Consider the following 16333-nt stretch of genomic DNA (forward strand, 5'->3'; position numbering starts at 1 on the left):
CCACACGGCGCCGCGTTCACAGATGCGTGTCATCCCATGTCCTAACGAAAAGTTGGATCGACGTCCCACCTTCCCCTCCGGGATAGTCGGACAAGGCGAACCGGAGATTGACCCATGACAAGCCTCTTCTCATTCAGGAGCGCGGTCGCCGGGGTAACAGCCGTTGTGCTGACGGCCTCCGTGGCCGCCGCCCACCACGGATGGTCGTGGGCGGACGCAGACCAGATCGAACTGAAGGGCACGATCACCGATATCTATATCGGCCCGCCCCACCCCACGCTGAAGGTGCAGACGCCCAATGACGGGCTGTGGACCATGGAACTCGGCAATCCCACGCAGACCCGCACGGCCGGCTTCGTCGAAGGCTCGGCCAAGGTGGGCGACGCCATAACCGCCCTCGGCAACCGCTCCCAGGATAAGCAGGAAAAGCGCATAAAGGCGGTGCGCATTACCGTGGGCGGAAAGACCTACGACATCTATCCCGAGCGGATCCGGAAAAATTGACCCGGCCGGGCTTGCCCCAGTGACGCCGAGCTTAGCCCAGTGACGTGGCTGGAAGCGCTCTCCCACTGGCAGGTGGCGGCCGCGCTGCGTCATTGGGTCTCCGCCTATGCCCTGGTGAACGCCGCGCACATCATCGGCATCGGCCTGCTCATAGGGGCGATCGCGACCCTCGACCTGCGGCTGCTCGGTGCCTTCCGCGCATCGTCGCTGCAGGACCTCGCCCCTCCCCTGTCCCGCATGGCCGCCTTCGGCCTGCTCCTGGCCGTTTGCACCGGCTTTCTCCTTTTCTGCGTGCGCCCCGTGGCCTATGCGGAAAACCCTGCCTTCCTGACGAAGCTGGCCTTGGTGGCTTTGGGCACCGCCAACGCGCTGGCGCTGCGCGCGAGCGGGGGCTGGCGGCGGGTAAAGGCCGGCGGACCAGCCTCAATGCGCGTGAAGATCGCCGCCGTACTTTCGCTTGTACTGTGGACTGGAGCGGTGCTGTGCGGGCGCTGGATCGGCTTCAGCCAGGAATAGAATTTCGCACCGCACATAACGGCATTCATTCCGCATCGGAACCTTTGGGCTTTCATCTCCGTTGCTTCATGCAAAGGAGACCTGAACCATGAAAGCGAATATTTTCGCCGTCTTTATTGGCGTTACCGCCCTTTCCATCACGCCTGTGGCTGCCCAGGGCGTCGTCCGGGGCGCCCAGCAGGGCGCGGCGGTCGGCAATGATGTCGCAGGGCCGGTCGGCGGCGCCGTGGGCGGTGCGGTCGGCGCGGTGGGCGGTGGCATTGCGGGCGGCGTGAAGGGAGTGCTCGGCATTCCGCAGAGCACGTCCACGAAGGGCGCCAAGGCCAACACGCCCACCGCCACCCGCACCGCGCAGCCCGGCACCACCATGTCGCCCGCCGATCCCCATGGCGGCGATGCGCACACGGAAGGTTCGCCCAGCCGCGCGCGGTGAGCCAGCCCATAATCTGATCGCGTCGGACGCTGGCCCCGTGTCTGCGTCCGGCGCGTGATCCTCTCTCCTCTTGGCCCCAGCGCCCCGCGCCAACCGCGTCACGGGCGCGCTGTGCGGCCCCGTGCCCTTGAAACCTGTGGCAAGCCATGTCAGCACCGTGTCCATGGAGGGTCCGCCATGGGCACAGAAACCGGGGACATCCGCATCGCAGACGGCCGGGCATTGGAAGCCCACCCCCTGCGCGCCGCCGTGCTCGCCGAACTTCACGCGCGGCCGTTCGTGCCGACCAGCGCCCCCCGGCGCTTCCTGCATGTGGGCTTCCTGACCGCCCCCACCGCCGCCCAGGCCTCGCGCGAGGGGATCGCCGCCTTCTGTGCGGCCCGTGGCTTGCCCGGCCCCGCGCCCGGCGCCAAGCATCACCGCATGGAGATGGGCGGCGCCAACCTCCGCTGGGAAAGCCACGCGGAATTCTCCACTTACACCTGGGACTTCCCGGCGCTCGACATCGCGCCCGGCGAGGCGCCCTTCCAGCTGCCGTTCCATCCGCCTTCGGGCAGCTTTGTCGGCATTCTCGCGGAGATTCCCCAGCCCGGCCCGCTTTTGGTGGCGGTGGACCTGCATCTCATCTGCGACACCGCCGACGACCTCCAGCTCAATTCCGTATTCGACCGCGCGAGCCTCGCCCGCGCCGACGTGAATGACGGCGAGGCCGAGATCGCCACCGACTTCAAACCGGACCCGGCGGGCTTCGTGCGCGTCCTGGTGCGCGACCGGGGCCTGTCGCCGGAGGCGGCGGGCGCGCTGGTGCAGAGGGTTCTGGAGATCGAGACCTATCGCCTGCTGGCCCTTCTCGGCCTGCCCGAGGCCCAGCGCCTCGCGCCCGAGCTTGCCCGCATCGAGGCCCAACTCGCGCACCTCACCGAAGCCATGCGCCAGAGCGAGGGGCTTGCCGCCAACAACCGCATGCTGGACGAGTTGGTGGCCCTGTCCGCCGAGCTGGAGGCGGGAGCCACCGCCTCCCTGTTCCGCTTCGGCGGCAGCCGGGCCTATGAGGAGATCGTGCGGCTGCGTCTCGTCACCATCCGCGAGCAGGCGGTGCCGGGATATCCCACCTGGCAACGTTTCCTGGACCGCCGCATGGCCCCCGCCATGCGCACCTGCCTCACGGTACAGGAGCGCCAGGCCAACCTTTCCGCCAAGCTGGCCCGCGCGGCGGACCTGCTGCGCACCCGCGTGGACGTGGAGGTGGAACAGCAGAACCGCGACCTCCTCGCCTCCATGAACGAGCGCACGCGCCTGCAATTGCGGCTCCAGCGCACGGTGGAGGGCCTCTCCGTGGCCGCCATTTCCTATTATGTGGCCAGCCTCGTCCACCTGCTGGTGGACGGCATCCACGAGGGCGGCATCGACGCCCGCTTCGGCTTCGCCCTGGATCCCGGACTGGTGACGGCCCTGTCCGTGCCGGTGGCGGTCCTGCTGGTCTGGTCCATGGTCCGGCGCATCCGCCGGGCCCATGCGGACCATGATTGAGGTCCCATGGGGGGATCCCATCCCCCATCCCCAGGTTTCCTCATCTCGACGTCACGCAAGGAGCAGCGGCCTTGGATCATGAACGCGAGTACAACAACCGCGCCCGGGTTCCCGCCTGGAGCGAGATCTTCGAGGACTGGCGCCAGAGGTCCGCGCAGCTGCGCGGCACTGTGGCGGCGGCGGACCTCGGCGTGCCCTACGGACCGACCGAGCGGCAGATCCTCGATATCCTGTGGCCCGACACGGGGCGGGACGCGCCGGTGGTGCTCTATATCCATGGCGGCTACTGGCAATATTCCCACCCCCGCGACGTGAGCTTCGTGGCGCAAGGGTGCCTCGCCAACGGCGTCGCGGTGGCGCTGGCGGGCTATGATCTCGCGCCCGACGTGCCCCTCGCCACCATCATCCGGCAGGTGCGCGGGGCGGCGGTCACGCTCCATCACCGGGTGCGCAAGCGCCTTGCTGTGGCCGGGCACTCGGCGGGTGGGCATCTGTCCGCCGCCCTCACCGCCACAGCCTGGCATGACCTGGACACGCGCGGCCCCGACGATCTGGTGACCGGCGGGATCGGCATTTCCGGCGTCTATGATGTGGCGCCCCTGGTCCACACCTCCATGAACGACAAGCTGCGCTTGACCGAAGACGAGGCGGAACGCCTGTCGTCCATCCGCTGGCCGGTGCCGGCGGGGCGCAGCTTCGCCGCCTTCGCGGGCGGGGCGGAAAGCGACGAATTCCGCCGTCAGGCGCGCGACCTCGCGGCCCACTGGTCCGCCGCAGGTGTTGCCGCCGAAGCCCATGAGGTGGCGGACGCCAACCATTTCACCGTGGTGGAGCAGATGGCCGATCCCGCCTCGCTCATGGTCCAGCGTCTCGTGGCGCTGGCCCGCGATGCGGCCGGGCGGGCCTGACATGGCGCGCTCCCGTTCCGGGACCGGCGGCCGATTTGCGCCCGCGCTCCCGACGCTGGCGCTCCTGCTGCCCCTGATTCCGGCGGCCCCGCCCGCCTCGGCCCAACCTGCGCCACCCGTCGCGGCGGCGCAGAGCGCGCGCATCCCCCTGCTCCCCCGCCCCGACCGCAGCGGCTTCGCCAATTTCGTGGCCGTTCAGGTGGGCGGCGGCCGACCGGCCGGGGTGCTGCTGGACACCGGCTCCACCGGCCTCAGGATCCGCGCCGAGGCGATGGGCCCGGACGTGCAGCTCACCGACATCCCCCTCACCTATTCCTATTCCAGCGGCAACGTGCTGACCGGGGTGCTGGGGCGGGCGCTGGTGGCGTTTCCCGGCTCGGATCCGCGCGTCGCGACGCCCAGGCCCATCGCCATCCATGTGGTGCAGTCCATCACCTGCAAGCCGGACGTGCCCCGCTGCCCCGGCTGGATGCCGGGCGAGATGGGAGTGATGGGCGTCGGCTACAGCCCCCTGCCGGTCTTCAACCCGCTGGCGCAGCTGGGCGGCAACCTCAACACCGGCTTCATCGTGGCCGCCAACGACCTGACGGACCCCAAGCTGCGTCCGCATCTGGAGGTGGGCCTGACGGCGCAGAACAGCCAGGGCTTCGCCCGCGTGCCGCTGGAGCGGGCGGAAGCGCTCCAGCCGGACGGCCTCACGGCCTGGAACACCAAGAGCGTGCCCGCCTGCTTCTCGGTGAATGGTGGCCCGCCCGGCTGTTTCGCCACCGTGTTCGACACCGGCGCGGGCACGGGCAGCTTCGAGGTGCCCGGGCTCAGCAGGGGGCAGTTGCGCACGCCGGTGCCGCGCGGCGCCAAGGTGACCACCGAGGTGAAAGGCGCGCTCAGCCTCACCATCGAGGCGGGCGGGCGCCCCTGGACCGACCGGTATCGCTACGAGCCGCCCCATGGCCATCCGGAAGGGTATAATTCCGGCGCCATGGTGTTCCGCCATGTGCGGGTGCTGTTCGATGCGGCGCAGGGCCAGATCGGCTTCGCGCCGCTGCCGTCACCGGCCACCGCATCGCCCCCCGCCCGCTGACCACTCGCGGGCGCTTCCCCGGGACGCGATCGCGCTTTATACCATCGGCCCCGGCCTGCGACCGGTGCCGAGTGGGTCCGCTCAAACGCCGCGCGAGCTTGACCAAAGGGCCCATGAGGCACGCTCACGGGCCCTTTGGTATGACACATCCTCCCGTCCCCGCAGGCGCCGCCGGAGCCCCCATGCTGCCCCTTCAGATCGCCATCGTCCCCGTCACGCCCTTCCAGCAGAACTGCTCCATCCTGTGGTGCACGGCCACCAACAAGGCGGCAGTGATCGATCCCGGCGGCGACCTGCCGCGCATCCGCGCCGCGCTGGAAGAGACCAAGGTGGACGTGGAGAAGATCCTCCTCACCCACGGCCATGTGGACCATGCGTCGGCGGCGAAGGAGCTGGCGGACAGCCTCGGCGTGCCCATTGAGGGGCCGCACGCGGCAGACCAGTTCCTCATCGATGACCTGCCCCGCAACGCCGCCCAGTACGGCTTCCCCCCCGCCCTCAGCTTCACGCCGGACCGCTACCTGGAAGAGGGGGAGACGGTGAAGCTGGGCGACCTCTCATTGGACGTGCTGCATGTGCCCGGCCACACGCCGGGCCATGTGGTGTTCGTCCACGGGCCGAGCCATGTGGCCATCGTGGGCGACACGCTGTTCCAGCGCTCGGTGGGCCGCACGGATTTCCCCTACGGCAATCACGACCAGCTCATCTCGGGCATCGTGGAGAAGCTGCTTCCGCTGGGAGACCAGACCGTGTGCGTGCCCGGCCACGGTGCTCTGACCAGCATCGGCGACGAGCGCGCTTCCAACCCCTTCCTGCCCCGCTGATCTTCCCCGGCTGATCCTGCTCCGCTGAGCCTGCCGCACGGAGGCCGCGCCTCTTGCGGCAGCGCGCGGGCGCACCATGTCTTGGTGCATGACCACGCATCAGGGCACCGACTGGAGCCATCTCGACGCCGACATACGCGACCAGGCGCAGCGCGACGAGAAGGCGGTGCGCCGGGGCTTCTGGCGGAAGCTCCAGCGCAATGCCGCCGCTGTCCCCTTCGCGGAGGACGCGGTGACGGCCTATTTTGCCGCCTTCGACCGCGACACGCCGCTGAAGGTGCGGGCGGGCCTCATGGGCGCGCTCGCCTATTTCCTCATGCCCGCCGACATGGTGCCGGACTTTTTGCCCGTGCTCGGCTTCGGTGACGATGCGGCGGTGTTGATCGGCGCCATCAAGCTGCTGGCCTCCAACATCCAGCCCCACCACCGCGACGCCGCCCGCGCCACGCTGGACGACATGAAGGCCCCCGGCCCGTAAGCCGGCGCGTCACGCGCCGGCCGTGAGCACCACCTTGCCCTTCACCCGCCGCTGGGAGATCTCCGCCAGCGCCTCGGCGCAGCGCTCCAGCGGGAAGGTGGCATCCACATGGCCCGAGAGGCGGCCCGACAAGGCATGGCCCATCAGATCCTCCATGGCTGCCCGGCACCACGCAGGGTCCGTGCGGCACTTGGTGCCGAAGGCGACGCCGCGCGCATCGCAATTCTTCAGGAGCAACAGGTTGAGCGGCAGCTTGGGAATGTCGCCCGCGGCGAAGCCGATCACCATCAGCCGCCCGCCGGAATTGAGCGCCCGCACCGCCACCTCGGACAGGTCGCCGCCCACCGGGTCGAACACCATGTCGATGCCCGCCTCCCCGCCCAACGCCTTCAGCCGCCCCTTGAAATTCTCGGTGGTGTAATCGATCCCCTCGTCGGCGCCGTGGGCCTTTGCGAAGGCAAGCTTTTCCGCCGAGGACGCGCAGGCGATGACCCGGGCGCCAAGCGCCTTGCCCAGCTCCACCGCGGCAAGGCCAACGCCCCCCGCCGCCCCCAGCACCACCAGCGTCTCTCCGGGCTGCAGGCCGCCCCGGTCGCGCAGGGCATAGAGGCCGGTGCCGTAGGTGACCGTGAGGCCCGCCGCCTTCACAAAATCGAGACCGTCCGGCACCCGCGCGAGACTCTCCGCCGGCACCACAAGGCGCTCGCGGGCGGCGCCGAAGGAGAGATAGCCGGCGACCCGGTCGCCCACCGCCCACTCCGTCACGCCCGGACCCACGGCGCGCACATGGCCCGCAAACTCCCCGCCGGGCGAGAAAGGCAGGTCCGGCTTCACCTGGTAGCGGTCGCGGATGATGAGCGTGTCGAAGAAATTGAGGCCGATGGCGGCGACATCCACCACCACCTCGCCAAAGCCGGCCTCGGGCTCGGGAAGATCACGGATCACCAGATTTTCAGCGGGTCCGTGAGCTTCGCACAAGACTGCTTTCATGGAATATCCCTCATATCCACCGCTGCGGTCCCGGCGGCTGGATGAGCCGGGTCCCTTTCATGTTAAGGAAACGGCAATTGGTATGTGCGCCATTTTTTCGTCTGCGTCCCCCTATAGGGGCGTTCTCAGATGCTGCGACGACGTTCGTTTTCCGGTTCGCTTAAGTCCATAGGAGAAGTCATGGCTCCGTACCGCACATGGTCCGCCGTCCTCGGCGCCGCGCTCGCCATGGGCCTTGCCGCTCCGGCATTGGCCCAGGGAGCAGCCCAGCCCAAGCCGGTGGCGCAGTTCGGCGACTGGAGTGTCTATACCGGCCAGAGCGGCACCTCGAAGGTCTGCTACGCCCTCGCCCAGCCCAAGGATCGCAAGCCCGAAGGGCTTAACCGCGATCCCGCCTATTTCTTCGTGAGCACCCGCCCCGGCGAGAAGGTGCGGAACGAAGTGAGCATCACCATGGGCTTCGGCCTGAAGGAGGGCAGCGAGGCCAAGCTGACCGTCGGCTCCCAGGTGTTCCAGCTCTACACGAAGGACGAGGGCGCCTGGGTGCGCAACGTGGCCGAGGAAGGCAAGCTGGTGGACGCCATGAAGAAGGGCAAGGACCTCACCATCGCCGGAACTTCCGGCCGCGGCAACGTCACCACCGACCGCTATTCCATGAGCGGCCTCGGCCAGGCGCTCGACCGCGTGGCGCAGGAATGCAAGTGATCGAATGCAAGTGATCGGCGGATCGAGCGGCAGGTGAGCGGGGCCTGATACCCCGCACATCCGGTCAAAATCCGCTTCAGTGGCAGGAATCGGCGGGTTTCGCCCGAAGCCTGCCGCATTCCCGCGCTTGAGAAGCGCCACACCTTCGCAATCGCAGCTTTCCGTGCCCGCCTGTGGCGGCGGACGCGGGAAAGCTTTATGTGTGGCCAATGACGCGCGTGATCGACCAGACCCCTGCCCCTGCCGCCCCCATGAGCGCGGGGCTGCCCAGCCTCGTGGGCCTCGACCGGGACAAGCTCGCCTTGGCGCTGGCCGCCATCGGCGTGAGCGAGCGCGAGCAGCGCATGCGCGTCAACCAGCTCTGGCACTGGATCTATCTGCGCGGCGCCCTGGACTTTTCGGAGATGACCAACGTCTCAAAGCATCTGCGGGCGCGGCTGGAGGAAGTTTATTCCCTGTCGCGGCCGGAGATCGTGGTGGAGCAGGTCTCCCAGGACGGTACCCGCAAATGGCTGCTGCGCCTGCCCGCCGACACGCCCGGCGAGAAGCCCCACGAAGTGGAGTGCGTCTATATCCCCGAAAGCGACCGGGGCACGCTCTGCGTGTCCAGCCAGGTGGGATGCACGCTCAATTGCTCCTTCTGCCACACGGGCACCCAGCGCCTGGTGCGCAACCTCAGCGCCGCCGAGATCGTGGCGCAGGTGATGGTGGCGCGCGACCGGCTGGGCGACTATCCCGGCCGCGAGCGGGCGGTGGGCCCCGGCCTGCCCACCGAGGGCGACCGGCTGGTGACCAATATCGTCTTCATGGGCATGGGCGAGCCGCTCTATGCCTATGATTCGGTGGCCGAGGCCATCGAGATCCTGTCCGACGGTGACGGCCTCGGGCTCGGCAAGCGGCGCATCACCGTGTCCACCTCGGGCGTGGTGCCGGAGATCGAGCGGCTCGGCCGCGATGTGGGCCCCATGCTCGCCATCTCGCTGCACGCGGTGCGCGACGACCTGCGCGACGTGCTGGTGCCCATCAACAAGAAATATCCCATCGCCGAGCTGATGCAGGCCTGCCGCACCTATCCGGCCGCCTCCAACGCCAAGCGCATCACCTTCGAGTACGTGATGCTCAAGGGCGTGAACGACAGCCCGGCGGATGCCAAGGCGCTGGTGAAGCTGCTGGAAGGGGTTCCGGCCAAGATCAACCTCATCCCCTTCAATCCCTGGCCGGGCACCAAATATGAGTGCTCCGACTGGGAGACCATCGAGCGCTTCTCGGACATCGTGTTCCGCGCCGGCTATGCGAGCCCCGTGCGCACCCCGCGCGGCCGCGACATCCTCGCCGCCTGCGGCCAGCTGAAGAGCGAGACGGAAAAGCTCTCCGCCCGCGAGCGCCTCGCCCTGCGCGCCATGGCGGCGGCGGCGGAATAAACGTGGACTCTGTCCTGCGGCTGATCCTGCGCGTGCTGCTCATCCCCACCGGGGTGATGGTAGCGGCCACCGTCCAGGGGCTCATCATCCTGTTCGGCCAATGGCAGATCGATGCGGTGGCCGCCGGCATCCGCGATCCGCAGGATGCCATGGCCTTCACAAGCGCGGTGTTCCTCGCCGGGTTCCTGAGCGTGGTCTATCTGTTCCTCACCTGGGCCATTGGCGCCATCGGCATCCTGTTCGCGGAAGCCTTCGCCGTGCGCTCCTGGTGGTTCCACATCGCCAATGGCGCGGTGAGCGCTTTCCTGGCGGTGCAGATCTTCCCGCTCTTCATGGACGAGCCCGCGCCGCTGGAGGACCGTTTCTACATCCTCGCGGCGGGGCTGGCGGGCGGCCTCGTCTATTGGCTGATCGCGGGCTGGAGCGCGGGCTTCTGGAAGACCGTGCTCGCCCCACCCCGCGCGCCTGCCACCTGATCTGCGGGCTCAGGCCGCGCGGGCGGCGATGTCCCTGGCGTGGTCCAGGGCCAGTTCCAGCCGGTCGTTCCCCCAGAACAATTCGCCGTCCGCCGTCACGAAGGTCGGCGCGCCGAACACGCCCGCCGCCTTGGCATGCTCGGTCTGCGCGCGCAGGCGATCCTTATTGTCCTGCCGCTCGGCCGCCTGGATCACGTCCGCGCAGAAATGGCCGAGCCCCGCCAGCACCTGGCGCACCACCTCCCGGTCGCCGATATCCTGGCCCTGGGCGAAGGCGCGATGGAAGATCTGGCGGGTGAAGGGCGGGCGCGAGGCGTCGTTGAGGAGCACCGCCACCCGCGCCGCCAGAAGCCCGTTGGCCGGGAAGACCGGCGGGCGCGTCACCGGCGGCAGGCCGTAGCGGGCCGTGAGCCGCTCCATGTCGCGCCACATGTGGCGGCCCTTCTCCGGATAGAGGTTGAAGGGCGAATCGGCATGGCCCTGGGCCGCGAAGATGGGGCCGAGCAGGAACGGCCGCCAATGGACCTCCACGCCGGCCGCCTCGGCCAGCGGACCAATGCGCGCCGCGGCGAGATAGGAGTAGGAGGAACCGAACTCGTAATAGAAATCGAGGCTTGCCCTGGCCATGGGACATACTCCAGGCTAAATCGGCGCCATTCTTGGCCCCCGCGCGCCGGGCGCGCAAGGCGATGGATCAAACCCGCGGCAGGTTTCCGGCGCGGTGTGGAACGCAAGGCAGGTGAGAGTTGAAGCTGGCCGTATTTCTCGCATTGGTGATCGGTGCGGCCGTCGCAATCCTGTTCTCGGTGTTTCCGGAATGGGACCTCGCCATCACCGCCAGCTTCTGGGACGCCGCCTCGGGCCGCTTCCATGTGGCGGGCCTCGACTGGTCCAAGACGGTGCGCTCCGCCGCCAACATCATTCCCTGGCTGTTCGCCGGCCCCGCCTTCGCGGCCATCATCCTGAAGCTGATCTTTCCCGAGCGGCGCATGTTCATGTCGGCGCGCGCCGCCGTGCTGCTGGCCGTCACCATGGCGATGGGGCCGGGCCTTCTCGTGAACGGGCTGCTCAAGGAGCATTGGGGCCGCCCGCGCCCGGTGCATCTGGAAACGTTCGGCGGCAAGGACGTCTTCAATCCCTGGTATTCCTACGGTGGAGCCTGCCCCACCAATTGCTCCTTCGTCTCGGGCGAGGGATCCCTCGGCTTCTGGCTGCTGGCCCCCGCAAGCCTCCTGCCGCCGCCCTATAAGGGCGTCGCCATGGTGGCCGCCGCCGGGTTCGGCACGTTGGCGGGCGGGCTGCGCATCGCCTTCGGCGGGCATTTCTTCACCGACGTGGTGTTCTCGGCGGTACTCACCGTGCTGCTCATCGCCCTCACCCGATTCCTGCTCTATGACCGCAAGCGACCGCCCTCGGACGCGAGGATCGAGGACGGGATCGGGCGGGCGGGCTTCGCCATCCGCCGCCTGTGCTGCGCCGTCTGGCGGCGCGTGCGCCGGGCCGTGCAGGACCACTTGCCACGGCGCGGCTCCGGCCTATAGTCCGCGCCACTTTCTGAAATTCCGTGAGAAGCGTGATGGCCCGCGACGTCAAGAAGGTTGTGCTTGCTTATTCCGGCGGGCTCGACACCTCCGTGATCCTGAAATGGCTCCAGACCACCTATGGCTGCGAGGTGGTGACCTTCACCGCCGATCTCGGCCAGGGCGAGGAGCTGGCTCCGGCGCGCGAGAAGGCGCTGCTGCTGGGCATCAAGCCGGAGAACATCTTCATCGAGGACGTGCGCGAGGAATTCGTGCGGGACTATGTGTTCCCCATGTTCCGCGCCAATGCGCTCTATGAGGGCCAGTATCTGCTGGGCACATCCATCGCCCGTCCGCTCATCGCCAAGAAGCAGATCGAGATCGCCCGCAAGGTGGGCGCGGAAGCGGTCTCCCACGGCGCCACCGGCAAGGGCAACGACCAGGTGCGCTTCGAGCTGGGCTATTACGCCCTGGAGCCGGAAATCACCGTCATCGCCCCCTGGCGCGAATGGGACCTGACCTCCCGCACGCGCCTGCTGGAGTTCGCCGAGAGCCACCAGATCCCCATCTCCAAGGACAAGCGCGGCGAGGCGCCCTTCTCGGTGGACGCCAACCTTCTGCACTCCTCCTCGGAAGGAAAGGTGCTGGAAGATCCGGCCGATGACGCGCCGGACTATGTCTACCAGCGCACCATTTCCCCCGAGAGCGCGCCCGACAAGGCCACCATCATCGAGATCGGCTTCCAGCAGGGCGACGCCGTCTCCATCGATGGCGAGCTTCTGAGCCCGGCGACGCTGCTTGCCCGCCTCAACGAGCTGGGCAAGGAAAACGGCATCGGCCGCCTGGATCTGGTGGAAAACCGGTTCGTGGGCATGAAGTCGCGCGGCATCTACGAGACGCCCGGCGGCACCATCCTGCTGGCCGCCCATCGCGGCATCGAGAGCATCACGCTGGATCGCGGCGCGGCGCACCTGAAGGACGAGTTGATGCCCCGCTATGCGGAGTTGATCTATAACGGCTTCTGGTTCGCCCCCGAGCGCGAGATGCTCCAGGCCGCCATCGACCTGTCCCAGCGCTATGTGACGGGCACGGTGAAGGTGAAGCTCTACAAGGGCAATGCCACGGTCGTCGGCCGCGAGAGCCCCTATTCGCTCTACAATCAGGACCTCGTGACCTTCGAGGAAGGCGCGGTGGCCTATGACCATCGCGACGCGGCCGGCTTCATCAAGCTGAACGCCCTGCGCCTGCGCACCTACGGCGCCCGCGCCCGCAAGTCCAACGGCTGAGCACCGCCGCCGGCTGAGTTGCTCCCTCTCCCTTTCGGGAGGGGGAGACGCCGCCGCGCGGCGCCCCTACAGCCCCGCAATGGCCCGGGCGAAGTCCTTCGCGGCGAAGGGCTGGAGATCGTCCGCCCCCTCGCCCACGCCGATCAGATGCACCGGCAGGCCATGCTTCTCGGCGATGGCGACGAGAATGCCGCCCCGCGCCGTGCCGTCCAGCTTGGTCATGACGAGGCCGGTGACCCCCGCCACCTTGCCGAACACCTCCACCTGGGAGAGCGCGTTCTGGCCCACCGTGGCGTCCAGGACCAGCAGCACCGCATGGGGCGCGGTGGCGTCCTGCTTGCGGATCACCCGTACCACCTTCTCCAGCTCCGCCATCAGCTCTGTGCGGTTCTGGAGACGCCCGGCGGTGTCGATCATGAGCACGTCCACGCCCTCGGCGCGGGCTTCCGTGATGGCATCGAAGGCGACGCCCGCCGCGTCCGCGCCCGGCGCGCGGGCGATGACGGATGCGCCGGTGCGCTGACCCCAAACCTTGAGCTGCTCGATGGCGGCGGCGCGGAACGTATCGCCCGCCGCCAGCATCACCTTCAGCCCCTCGGCGCGCCACTGGGAGGCGAGCTTGCCGATGGTGGTGGTCTTGCCGGAACCGTTCACGCCCACCATGAGCAGGATGAAGGGCTTGTGGGCGCGGTCGATCTCCAGGGGCTTCGCCACGGGGCCGAGGATGGTCTCCACTTCCGCCGCGATGAGGCCCTTCACCTCCTCGGGCGCGATCATCTTGTCATGCCGCCCCTTGGCCACCCGCTCCACGATGCGCCCGGAAACGGTGACGCCGAGATCGGCGCGGATCAGGATGTCCTCCAGCTCCTCCAGGGTCTCCGCATCCAGCTTGCGCTTGGAAACGAGGTCGGTGATGCCCTGGGTAAGCGCGGAAGCGGTACGGGAGAGGCCACTTGTGAGCCGGCTCCAGAAGCTCTTTTTCTCCGGGATCGGCGCGACGATCGCTGCTTCCGCGATCTGGACCGGAGGTTCCGGCTCCTCCTCGACGACGGGAGCAGGCTCTACCACTTCCGGCTCGGCAGCGACGGGCTCGGGAGCCTCCACACTTTCCTGCGGTGCCGGGACGAAGTCTGTCTCCGAGGTGGCGGGAGGCGCGGGGTCTTCCGCAGCCTCCACGGGTGGCACGTCCTGCGGGGGAATGGGCTCGGGCGCCGGCTCGACAGTCTCTAGCGCCTGAGGCTCGGGCGCCTCCTCCGGCGCGCGCTCTTCAACCGTGCCTTCCGGGCTCGCGGGCGCCTCGTCGCGGCGGCCCATAAGCCGGCTCCAGAAGCCGCGCTTCTCGGGCGGAGGGGCTGCGTCCTTGGGGTCTGTCATGGTGTCAGGCCGCGATCAGCCGCGCGCCGTCATGACCGGCGATGCGCAGCGGGAGAAGGGCTCCGCGCGCCGCCGGACGGGCGAGGCGCACGGGGGTGAAATGCTCCGTCCGGCCCATGAGGCCGCCGCCTTCGATGAGGACCGAACGCCGCGCGCCCACCGCGCCGGACAGGTGGCGGCGCAGCGCCTCCTCGCCCTTTTCGCGCAGGCGCCGCGCCCGGTCCTTCACCGCCTCGCGCGCCACCTGGGGCATGCGGGCCGCCGGGGTGCCGGGACGCGGAGAGAAGGGGAAGACGTGCAGAAAGCTCAGCCCGCAGGCCTCCACCATGTCGAGGCTGTTACGGAACATGGCCTCGGTCTCGGTGGGAAAGCCCGCGATCAGGTCCGCACCGAATACGAGGTCGGGGCGCAGACGGCGCATCTCCGCCACCAGCCGGATGGCGTCGGCGCGCAGATGGCGCCGCTTCATGCGCTTCAGGATCAGGTCGTCGCCGGACTGGAGCGAGAGATGGAGATGGGGCATCAGCCGTTCCTCCTCCGCCAAAGCGCGCAGCAGGTCGTCATCCGCCTCCACGCTGTCGATGGAGGAGAGGCGCAGCCGCTTCAGATCCGGCGTGTGCTTGAGGATGGCGCGCACCAGCTTGCCCAGCGTCGGGGCACCGGGCAGGCCCTCCCCGTAGGAGGTGAGATCGACGCCCGTGAGCACCACTTCGGCGTGCCCCGTCTCCACGAGGCCGCGCACCTGCGCCACCACTTCGCCCATGGGCACGGAGCGTGAGTTTCCCCGGCCATAGGGGATGATGCAGAAGGTGCAGCGATGGTCGCAGCCATTCTGGACCTGCACGAAGGCGCGCGTGTGCCCGTCAATGCCGTCCAGCATGTGCAGGGCGGTCTCGCGCACGGACATGATGTCGTCCACCACCACCCGCGCCTCGGCGCCCACGCCGAAGTCCAGCGCGGCCCTTGCCGCCGTCCAGGTCTCAGGCGCGCTCTTGGCGCCGTTGCCCACCACCCGGTCCACTTCCGCCATTTCGGCGAAGGTCTCCGGCTCGGTCTGGGCCGCGCAGCCGGTGACGATGATGCGCGCGTCCGGCCGGTCGCGCTTCAGGCGGCGGATGGCCTGGCGGGCCTGCCGCACGGCCTCCTGCGTCACCGCGCAGGAATTCACGATCACCGTACGCTTGAGGCCCGCCTGCGCGGCGGCCCGGCTCATCTGTTCGGATTCCAGGATGTTGAGCCGGCAGCCGAAGGTCATGACCTCCACCGGCCCGGCCGCGGGCCCGCTCATGGGGCCTCGGCCAGCATCTGCGGCGTGAGGCGCCCGGAAAATTCGTGCGCCACGGGGCCGGTCATCAGCACATGCCCGTCGCTCTCGCGCCAGGCGATGGTGAGGTCGCCACCGGGCAGCGTCACCTTGCTGAGGCGCCCCGCGCGGCCGGTGCGCGCCGCCGCCACCGCCGTGGCGCAGGCCGCCGTGCCGCAGGCGCGGGTGCGCCCGGCGCCGCGCTCCCACACATGGAGCAGGATATGGTCCCGCGTCAGCATCTGCGCGAAGGAGATGTTGGCCCGCTCCGGGAACAGGGCATTGTGCTCCAGCTCGGCGCCGAGCCGCTCCACATCGGTCGCATCCGCGTCGGGCACGAAGAACACCGCATGGGGATTGCCCATGGAGACGAAGCTCGCCGGGCCGAGGAATTCGTAGCCGGGAATGTCGCAGGCGGACGTGTCGCCCACGTCGCGGGCGAGCGGGATGTCCGCCCAGCCGAGGCGCGGCGGCCCCATGTCCACGCGCACCAGACCGTTGGCTTCCACCACGCAATCCAGAAGGCCCGCCGCGCTCTCGAACAGCGTGTGCGGCGCGCCGGTGCGCGCGCTCTCCAAGGCCGCGATGCAGCGCGTGCCGTTGCCGCAGGCGGCGGATTCGGAGCCGTCGGAATTCAGGATCTTCACGAACGCGGCCGTGTCTTCCCGGTGGGGGGGATAGAGCAGCATGGCCTGATCGAAGGGCAGGACGCCGGGACGCGCCAGCGCGCGCGCCGCCTGCGGCGTCACCTCCACGGGATCGACGCGCAGATCCAGCACGAGAATCTCGTTGCCGAGCCCGTTCATCTTCACAAAGGCGCGATCCGCGAGGCTGGCCATGGTCCGTTCGTCAGATGCCGTCTCAACTGCGCAGTGGGCGGCGCTGCGGCAGGCGCCGCCGTCCCGCCTTATATGGCGGGCACAGGGTCGCACGCCACCCCCCTTGGCGCGCGGCGGGCCTTCGGCCAGAACATGCAAGATGCGC

At 68.9% G+C, this 16333-nt stretch carries 18 protein-coding genes; 13 read left to right on the plus strand and 5 right to left on the minus strand.

The window, feature by feature from the left end; translation table 11 throughout:
- The first annotated feature begins 114 nt into the window (after positions 1–114).
- The 8 genes from EJJ38_RS16660 (at position 115) to EJJ38_RS16695 (ending at position 6274) form a co-directional block, all read left to right on the plus strand.
- Positions 115–504, plus strand: coding sequence for a DUF6152 family protein (locus tag EJJ38_RS16660; RefSeq protein ID WP_127091279.1), 390 nt, complete (start codon positions 115–117; stop codon positions 502–504).
- A 39-nt stretch (positions 505–543) separates the two neighbouring features.
- Positions 544–1020 (plus strand): DUF2214 domain-containing protein, encoded by a 477-nt coding sequence (locus EJJ38_RS16665; protein ID WP_127091281.1) that lies wholly within the window; start codon positions 544–546, stop codon positions 1018–1020.
- An 88-nt stretch (positions 1021–1108) separates the two neighbouring features.
- Positions 1109–1453, plus strand: a complete 345-nt coding sequence (locus EJJ38_RS20490) for a hypothetical protein (protein WP_205666198.1) — start codon at positions 1109–1111, stop codon at positions 1451–1453.
- A gap of 177 nt (positions 1454–1630) precedes the next feature.
- Positions 1631–2983: a DUF3422 family protein gene (locus EJJ38_RS16675; RefSeq protein WP_127091283.1), complete on the plus strand. Its 1353-nt coding sequence runs from the start codon at positions 1631–1633 to the stop codon at positions 2981–2983.
- A 71-nt stretch (positions 2984–3054) separates the two neighbouring features.
- Complete coding sequence (locus EJJ38_RS16680) at positions 3055–3891, plus strand: alpha/beta hydrolase (protein WP_164738551.1); 837 nt, start codon at positions 3055–3057, stop codon at positions 3889–3891.
- Position 3892: 1 nt separating this feature from the next.
- Positions 3893–4972 carry a hypothetical protein gene (locus EJJ38_RS16685; protein ID WP_127091287.1) on the plus strand — a complete coding sequence of 360 codons (1080 nt, stop codon included), beginning with the start codon at positions 3893–3895 and terminating at the stop codon, positions 4970–4972.
- A 182-nt stretch (positions 4973–5154) separates the two neighbouring features.
- Positions 5155–5796, plus strand: coding sequence for an MBL fold metallo-hydrolase (locus EJJ38_RS16690; RefSeq protein ID WP_205666199.1), 642 nt, complete (start codon positions 5155–5157; stop codon positions 5794–5796).
- 88 nt (positions 5797–5884) lie between these two features.
- Positions 5885–6274: a YkvA family protein gene (locus EJJ38_RS16695; RefSeq protein ID WP_127091291.1), complete on the plus strand. Its 390-nt coding sequence runs from the start codon at positions 5885–5887 to the stop codon at positions 6272–6274.
- A gap of 9 nt (positions 6275–6283) precedes the next feature.
- On the opposite strand, the gene EJJ38_RS16700 is transcribed toward EJJ38_RS16695, so the two are convergent.
- The gene (locus EJJ38_RS16700; RefSeq protein WP_127091293.1) at positions 6284–7264 is read right to left on the minus strand and encodes an NADPH:quinone oxidoreductase family protein; all 981 of its coding nucleotides are present in this window, start codon (positions 7262–7264) and stop codon (positions 6284–6286) included.
- Positions 7265–7444: 180 nt separating this feature from the next.
- Here EJJ38_RS16700 and EJJ38_RS16705 point away from each other — a divergent pair, with 180 nt between their 5' ends.
- The 3 genes from EJJ38_RS16705 to EJJ38_RS16715 all read left to right on the plus strand — a co-directional run bounded on the left by EJJ38_RS16705 (position 7445) and on the right by EJJ38_RS16715 (position 9866).
- A complete protein-coding gene (locus EJJ38_RS16705) occupies positions 7445–7969 on the plus strand; it encodes an invasion associated locus B family protein (RefSeq protein WP_127091295.1) in 525 nt (174 codons plus the stop codon).
- Positions 7970–8178: 209 nt separating this feature from the next.
- Complete coding sequence (gene rlmN, locus EJJ38_RS16710) at positions 8179–9390, plus strand: dual-specificity RNA methyltransferase RlmN (protein ID WP_127091297.1); 1212 nt, start codon at positions 8179–8181, stop codon at positions 9388–9390.
- Positions 9391–9392: 2 nt separating this feature from the next.
- Complete coding sequence (locus EJJ38_RS16715; protein ID WP_127091299.1) at positions 9393–9866, plus strand: hypothetical protein; 474 nt, start codon at positions 9393–9395, stop codon at positions 9864–9866.
- Between the two features lie 9 nt (positions 9867–9875).
- Here EJJ38_RS16715 and EJJ38_RS16720 read toward each other — a convergent pair whose 3' ends face one another.
- Positions 9876–10493: a 2-hydroxychromene-2-carboxylate isomerase gene (locus EJJ38_RS16720; protein ID WP_127091301.1), complete on the minus strand. Its 618-nt coding sequence runs from the start codon at positions 10491–10493 to the stop codon at positions 9876–9878.
- Positions 10494–10612: 119 nt separating this feature from the next.
- On the opposite strand from EJJ38_RS16720, the gene EJJ38_RS16725 reads away from it, so the two are divergent.
- Positions 10613–11407 carry a phosphatase PAP2 family protein gene (locus EJJ38_RS16725; RefSeq protein WP_127091303.1) on the plus strand — a complete coding sequence of 265 codons (795 nt, stop codon included), beginning with the start codon at positions 10613–10615 and terminating at the stop codon, positions 11405–11407.
- A gap of 35 nt (positions 11408–11442) precedes the next feature.
- Positions 11443–12672 carry an argininosuccinate synthase gene (locus EJJ38_RS16730; protein WP_127091305.1) on the plus strand — a complete coding sequence of 410 codons (1230 nt, stop codon included), beginning with the start codon at positions 11443–11445 and terminating at the stop codon, positions 12670–12672.
- A gap of 66 nt (positions 12673–12738) precedes the next feature.
- Here EJJ38_RS16730 and ftsY read toward each other — a convergent pair whose 3' ends face one another.
- The 3 genes from ftsY to dapF are packed head-to-tail and all read right to left on the minus strand — an operon-like array spanning position 12739 to position 16188.
- Complete coding sequence (ftsY, locus tag EJJ38_RS16735) at positions 12739–14046, minus strand: signal recognition particle-docking protein FtsY (protein ID WP_245454295.1); 1308 nt, start codon at positions 14044–14046, stop codon at positions 12739–12741.
- A gap of 4 nt (positions 14047–14050) precedes the next feature.
- The gene (gene mtaB, locus EJJ38_RS16740) at positions 14051–15334 is read right to left on the minus strand and encodes a tRNA (N(6)-L-threonylcarbamoyladenosine(37)-C(2))-methylthiotransferase MtaB (RefSeq protein ID WP_127091307.1); all 1284 of its coding nucleotides are present in this window, start codon (positions 15332–15334) and stop codon (positions 14051–14053) included.
- Positions 15331–16188 carry a diaminopimelate epimerase gene (dapF, locus tag EJJ38_RS16745; protein WP_127091309.1) on the minus strand — a complete coding sequence of 286 codons (858 nt, stop codon included), beginning with the start codon at positions 16186–16188 and terminating at the stop codon, positions 15331–15333. The genes mtaB and dapF overlap by 4 nt, the downstream gene beginning before the upstream one ends.
- Between the last annotated feature and the right edge of the window lie 145 nt (positions 16189–16333).

Origin of the sequence: Aquabacter cavernae (assembly GCF_003993795.1) — a bacterium.
In the GTDB taxonomy this organism is placed as follows: Bacteria; Pseudomonadota; Alphaproteobacteria; order Rhizobiales; family Xanthobacteraceae; genus Aquabacter; species Aquabacter cavernae.

Bases quoted from the DNA above. Each gene is read 5' to 3' on its own strand.
- mtaB (WP_127091307.1), bottom strand. From the start codon at position 15,334: ATGAGCGGGCCCGCGGCCGGGCCGGTGGAGGTCATGACCTTCGGCTGC.
- EJJ38_RS16695 (WP_127091291.1), top strand. From the start codon at position 5,885: ATGACCACGCATCAGGGCACCGACTGGAGCCATCTCGACGCCGACATA.
- ftsY (WP_245454295.1), bottom strand. From the start codon at position 14,046: ATGACAGACCCCAAGGACGCAGCCCCTCCGCCCGAGAAGCGCGGCTTC.
- EJJ38_RS16675 (WP_127091283.1), top strand. From the start codon at position 1,631: ATGGGCACAGAAACCGGGGACATCCGCATCGCAGACGGCCGGGCATTG.
- EJJ38_RS16685 (WP_127091287.1), top strand. From the start codon at position 3,893: ATGGCGCGCTCCCGTTCCGGGACCGGCGGCCGATTTGCGCCCGCGCTC.
- EJJ38_RS16730 (WP_127091305.1), top strand. From the start codon at position 11,443: ATGGCCCGCGACGTCAAGAAGGTTGTGCTTGCTTATTCCGGCGGGCTC.
- EJJ38_RS20490 (WP_205666198.1), top strand. From the start codon at position 1,109: ATGAAAGCGAATATTTTCGCCGTCTTTATTGGCGTTACCGCCCTTTCC.
- dapF (WP_127091309.1), bottom strand. From the start codon at position 16,188: ATGGCCAGCCTCGCGGATCGCGCCTTTGTGAAGATGAACGGGCTCGGC.
- rlmN (WP_127091297.1), top strand. From the start codon at position 8,179: ATGACGCGCGTGATCGACCAGACCCCTGCCCCTGCCGCCCCCATGAGC.
- EJJ38_RS16700 (WP_127091293.1), bottom strand. From the start codon at position 7,264: ATGAAAGCAGTCTTGTGCGAAGCTCACGGACCCGCTGAAAATCTGGTG.
- EJJ38_RS16690 (WP_205666199.1), top strand. From the start codon at position 5,155: ATGCTGCCCCTTCAGATCGCCATCGTCCCCGTCACGCCCTTCCAGCAG.
- EJJ38_RS16660 (WP_127091279.1), top strand. From the start codon at position 115: ATGACAAGCCTCTTCTCATTCAGGAGCGCGGTCGCCGGGGTAACAGCC.
- EJJ38_RS16705 (WP_127091295.1), top strand. From the start codon at position 7,445: ATGGCTCCGTACCGCACATGGTCCGCCGTCCTCGGCGCCGCGCTCGCC.
- EJJ38_RS16720 (WP_127091301.1), bottom strand. From the start codon at position 10,493: ATGGCCAGGGCAAGCCTCGATTTCTATTACGAGTTCGGTTCCTCCTAC.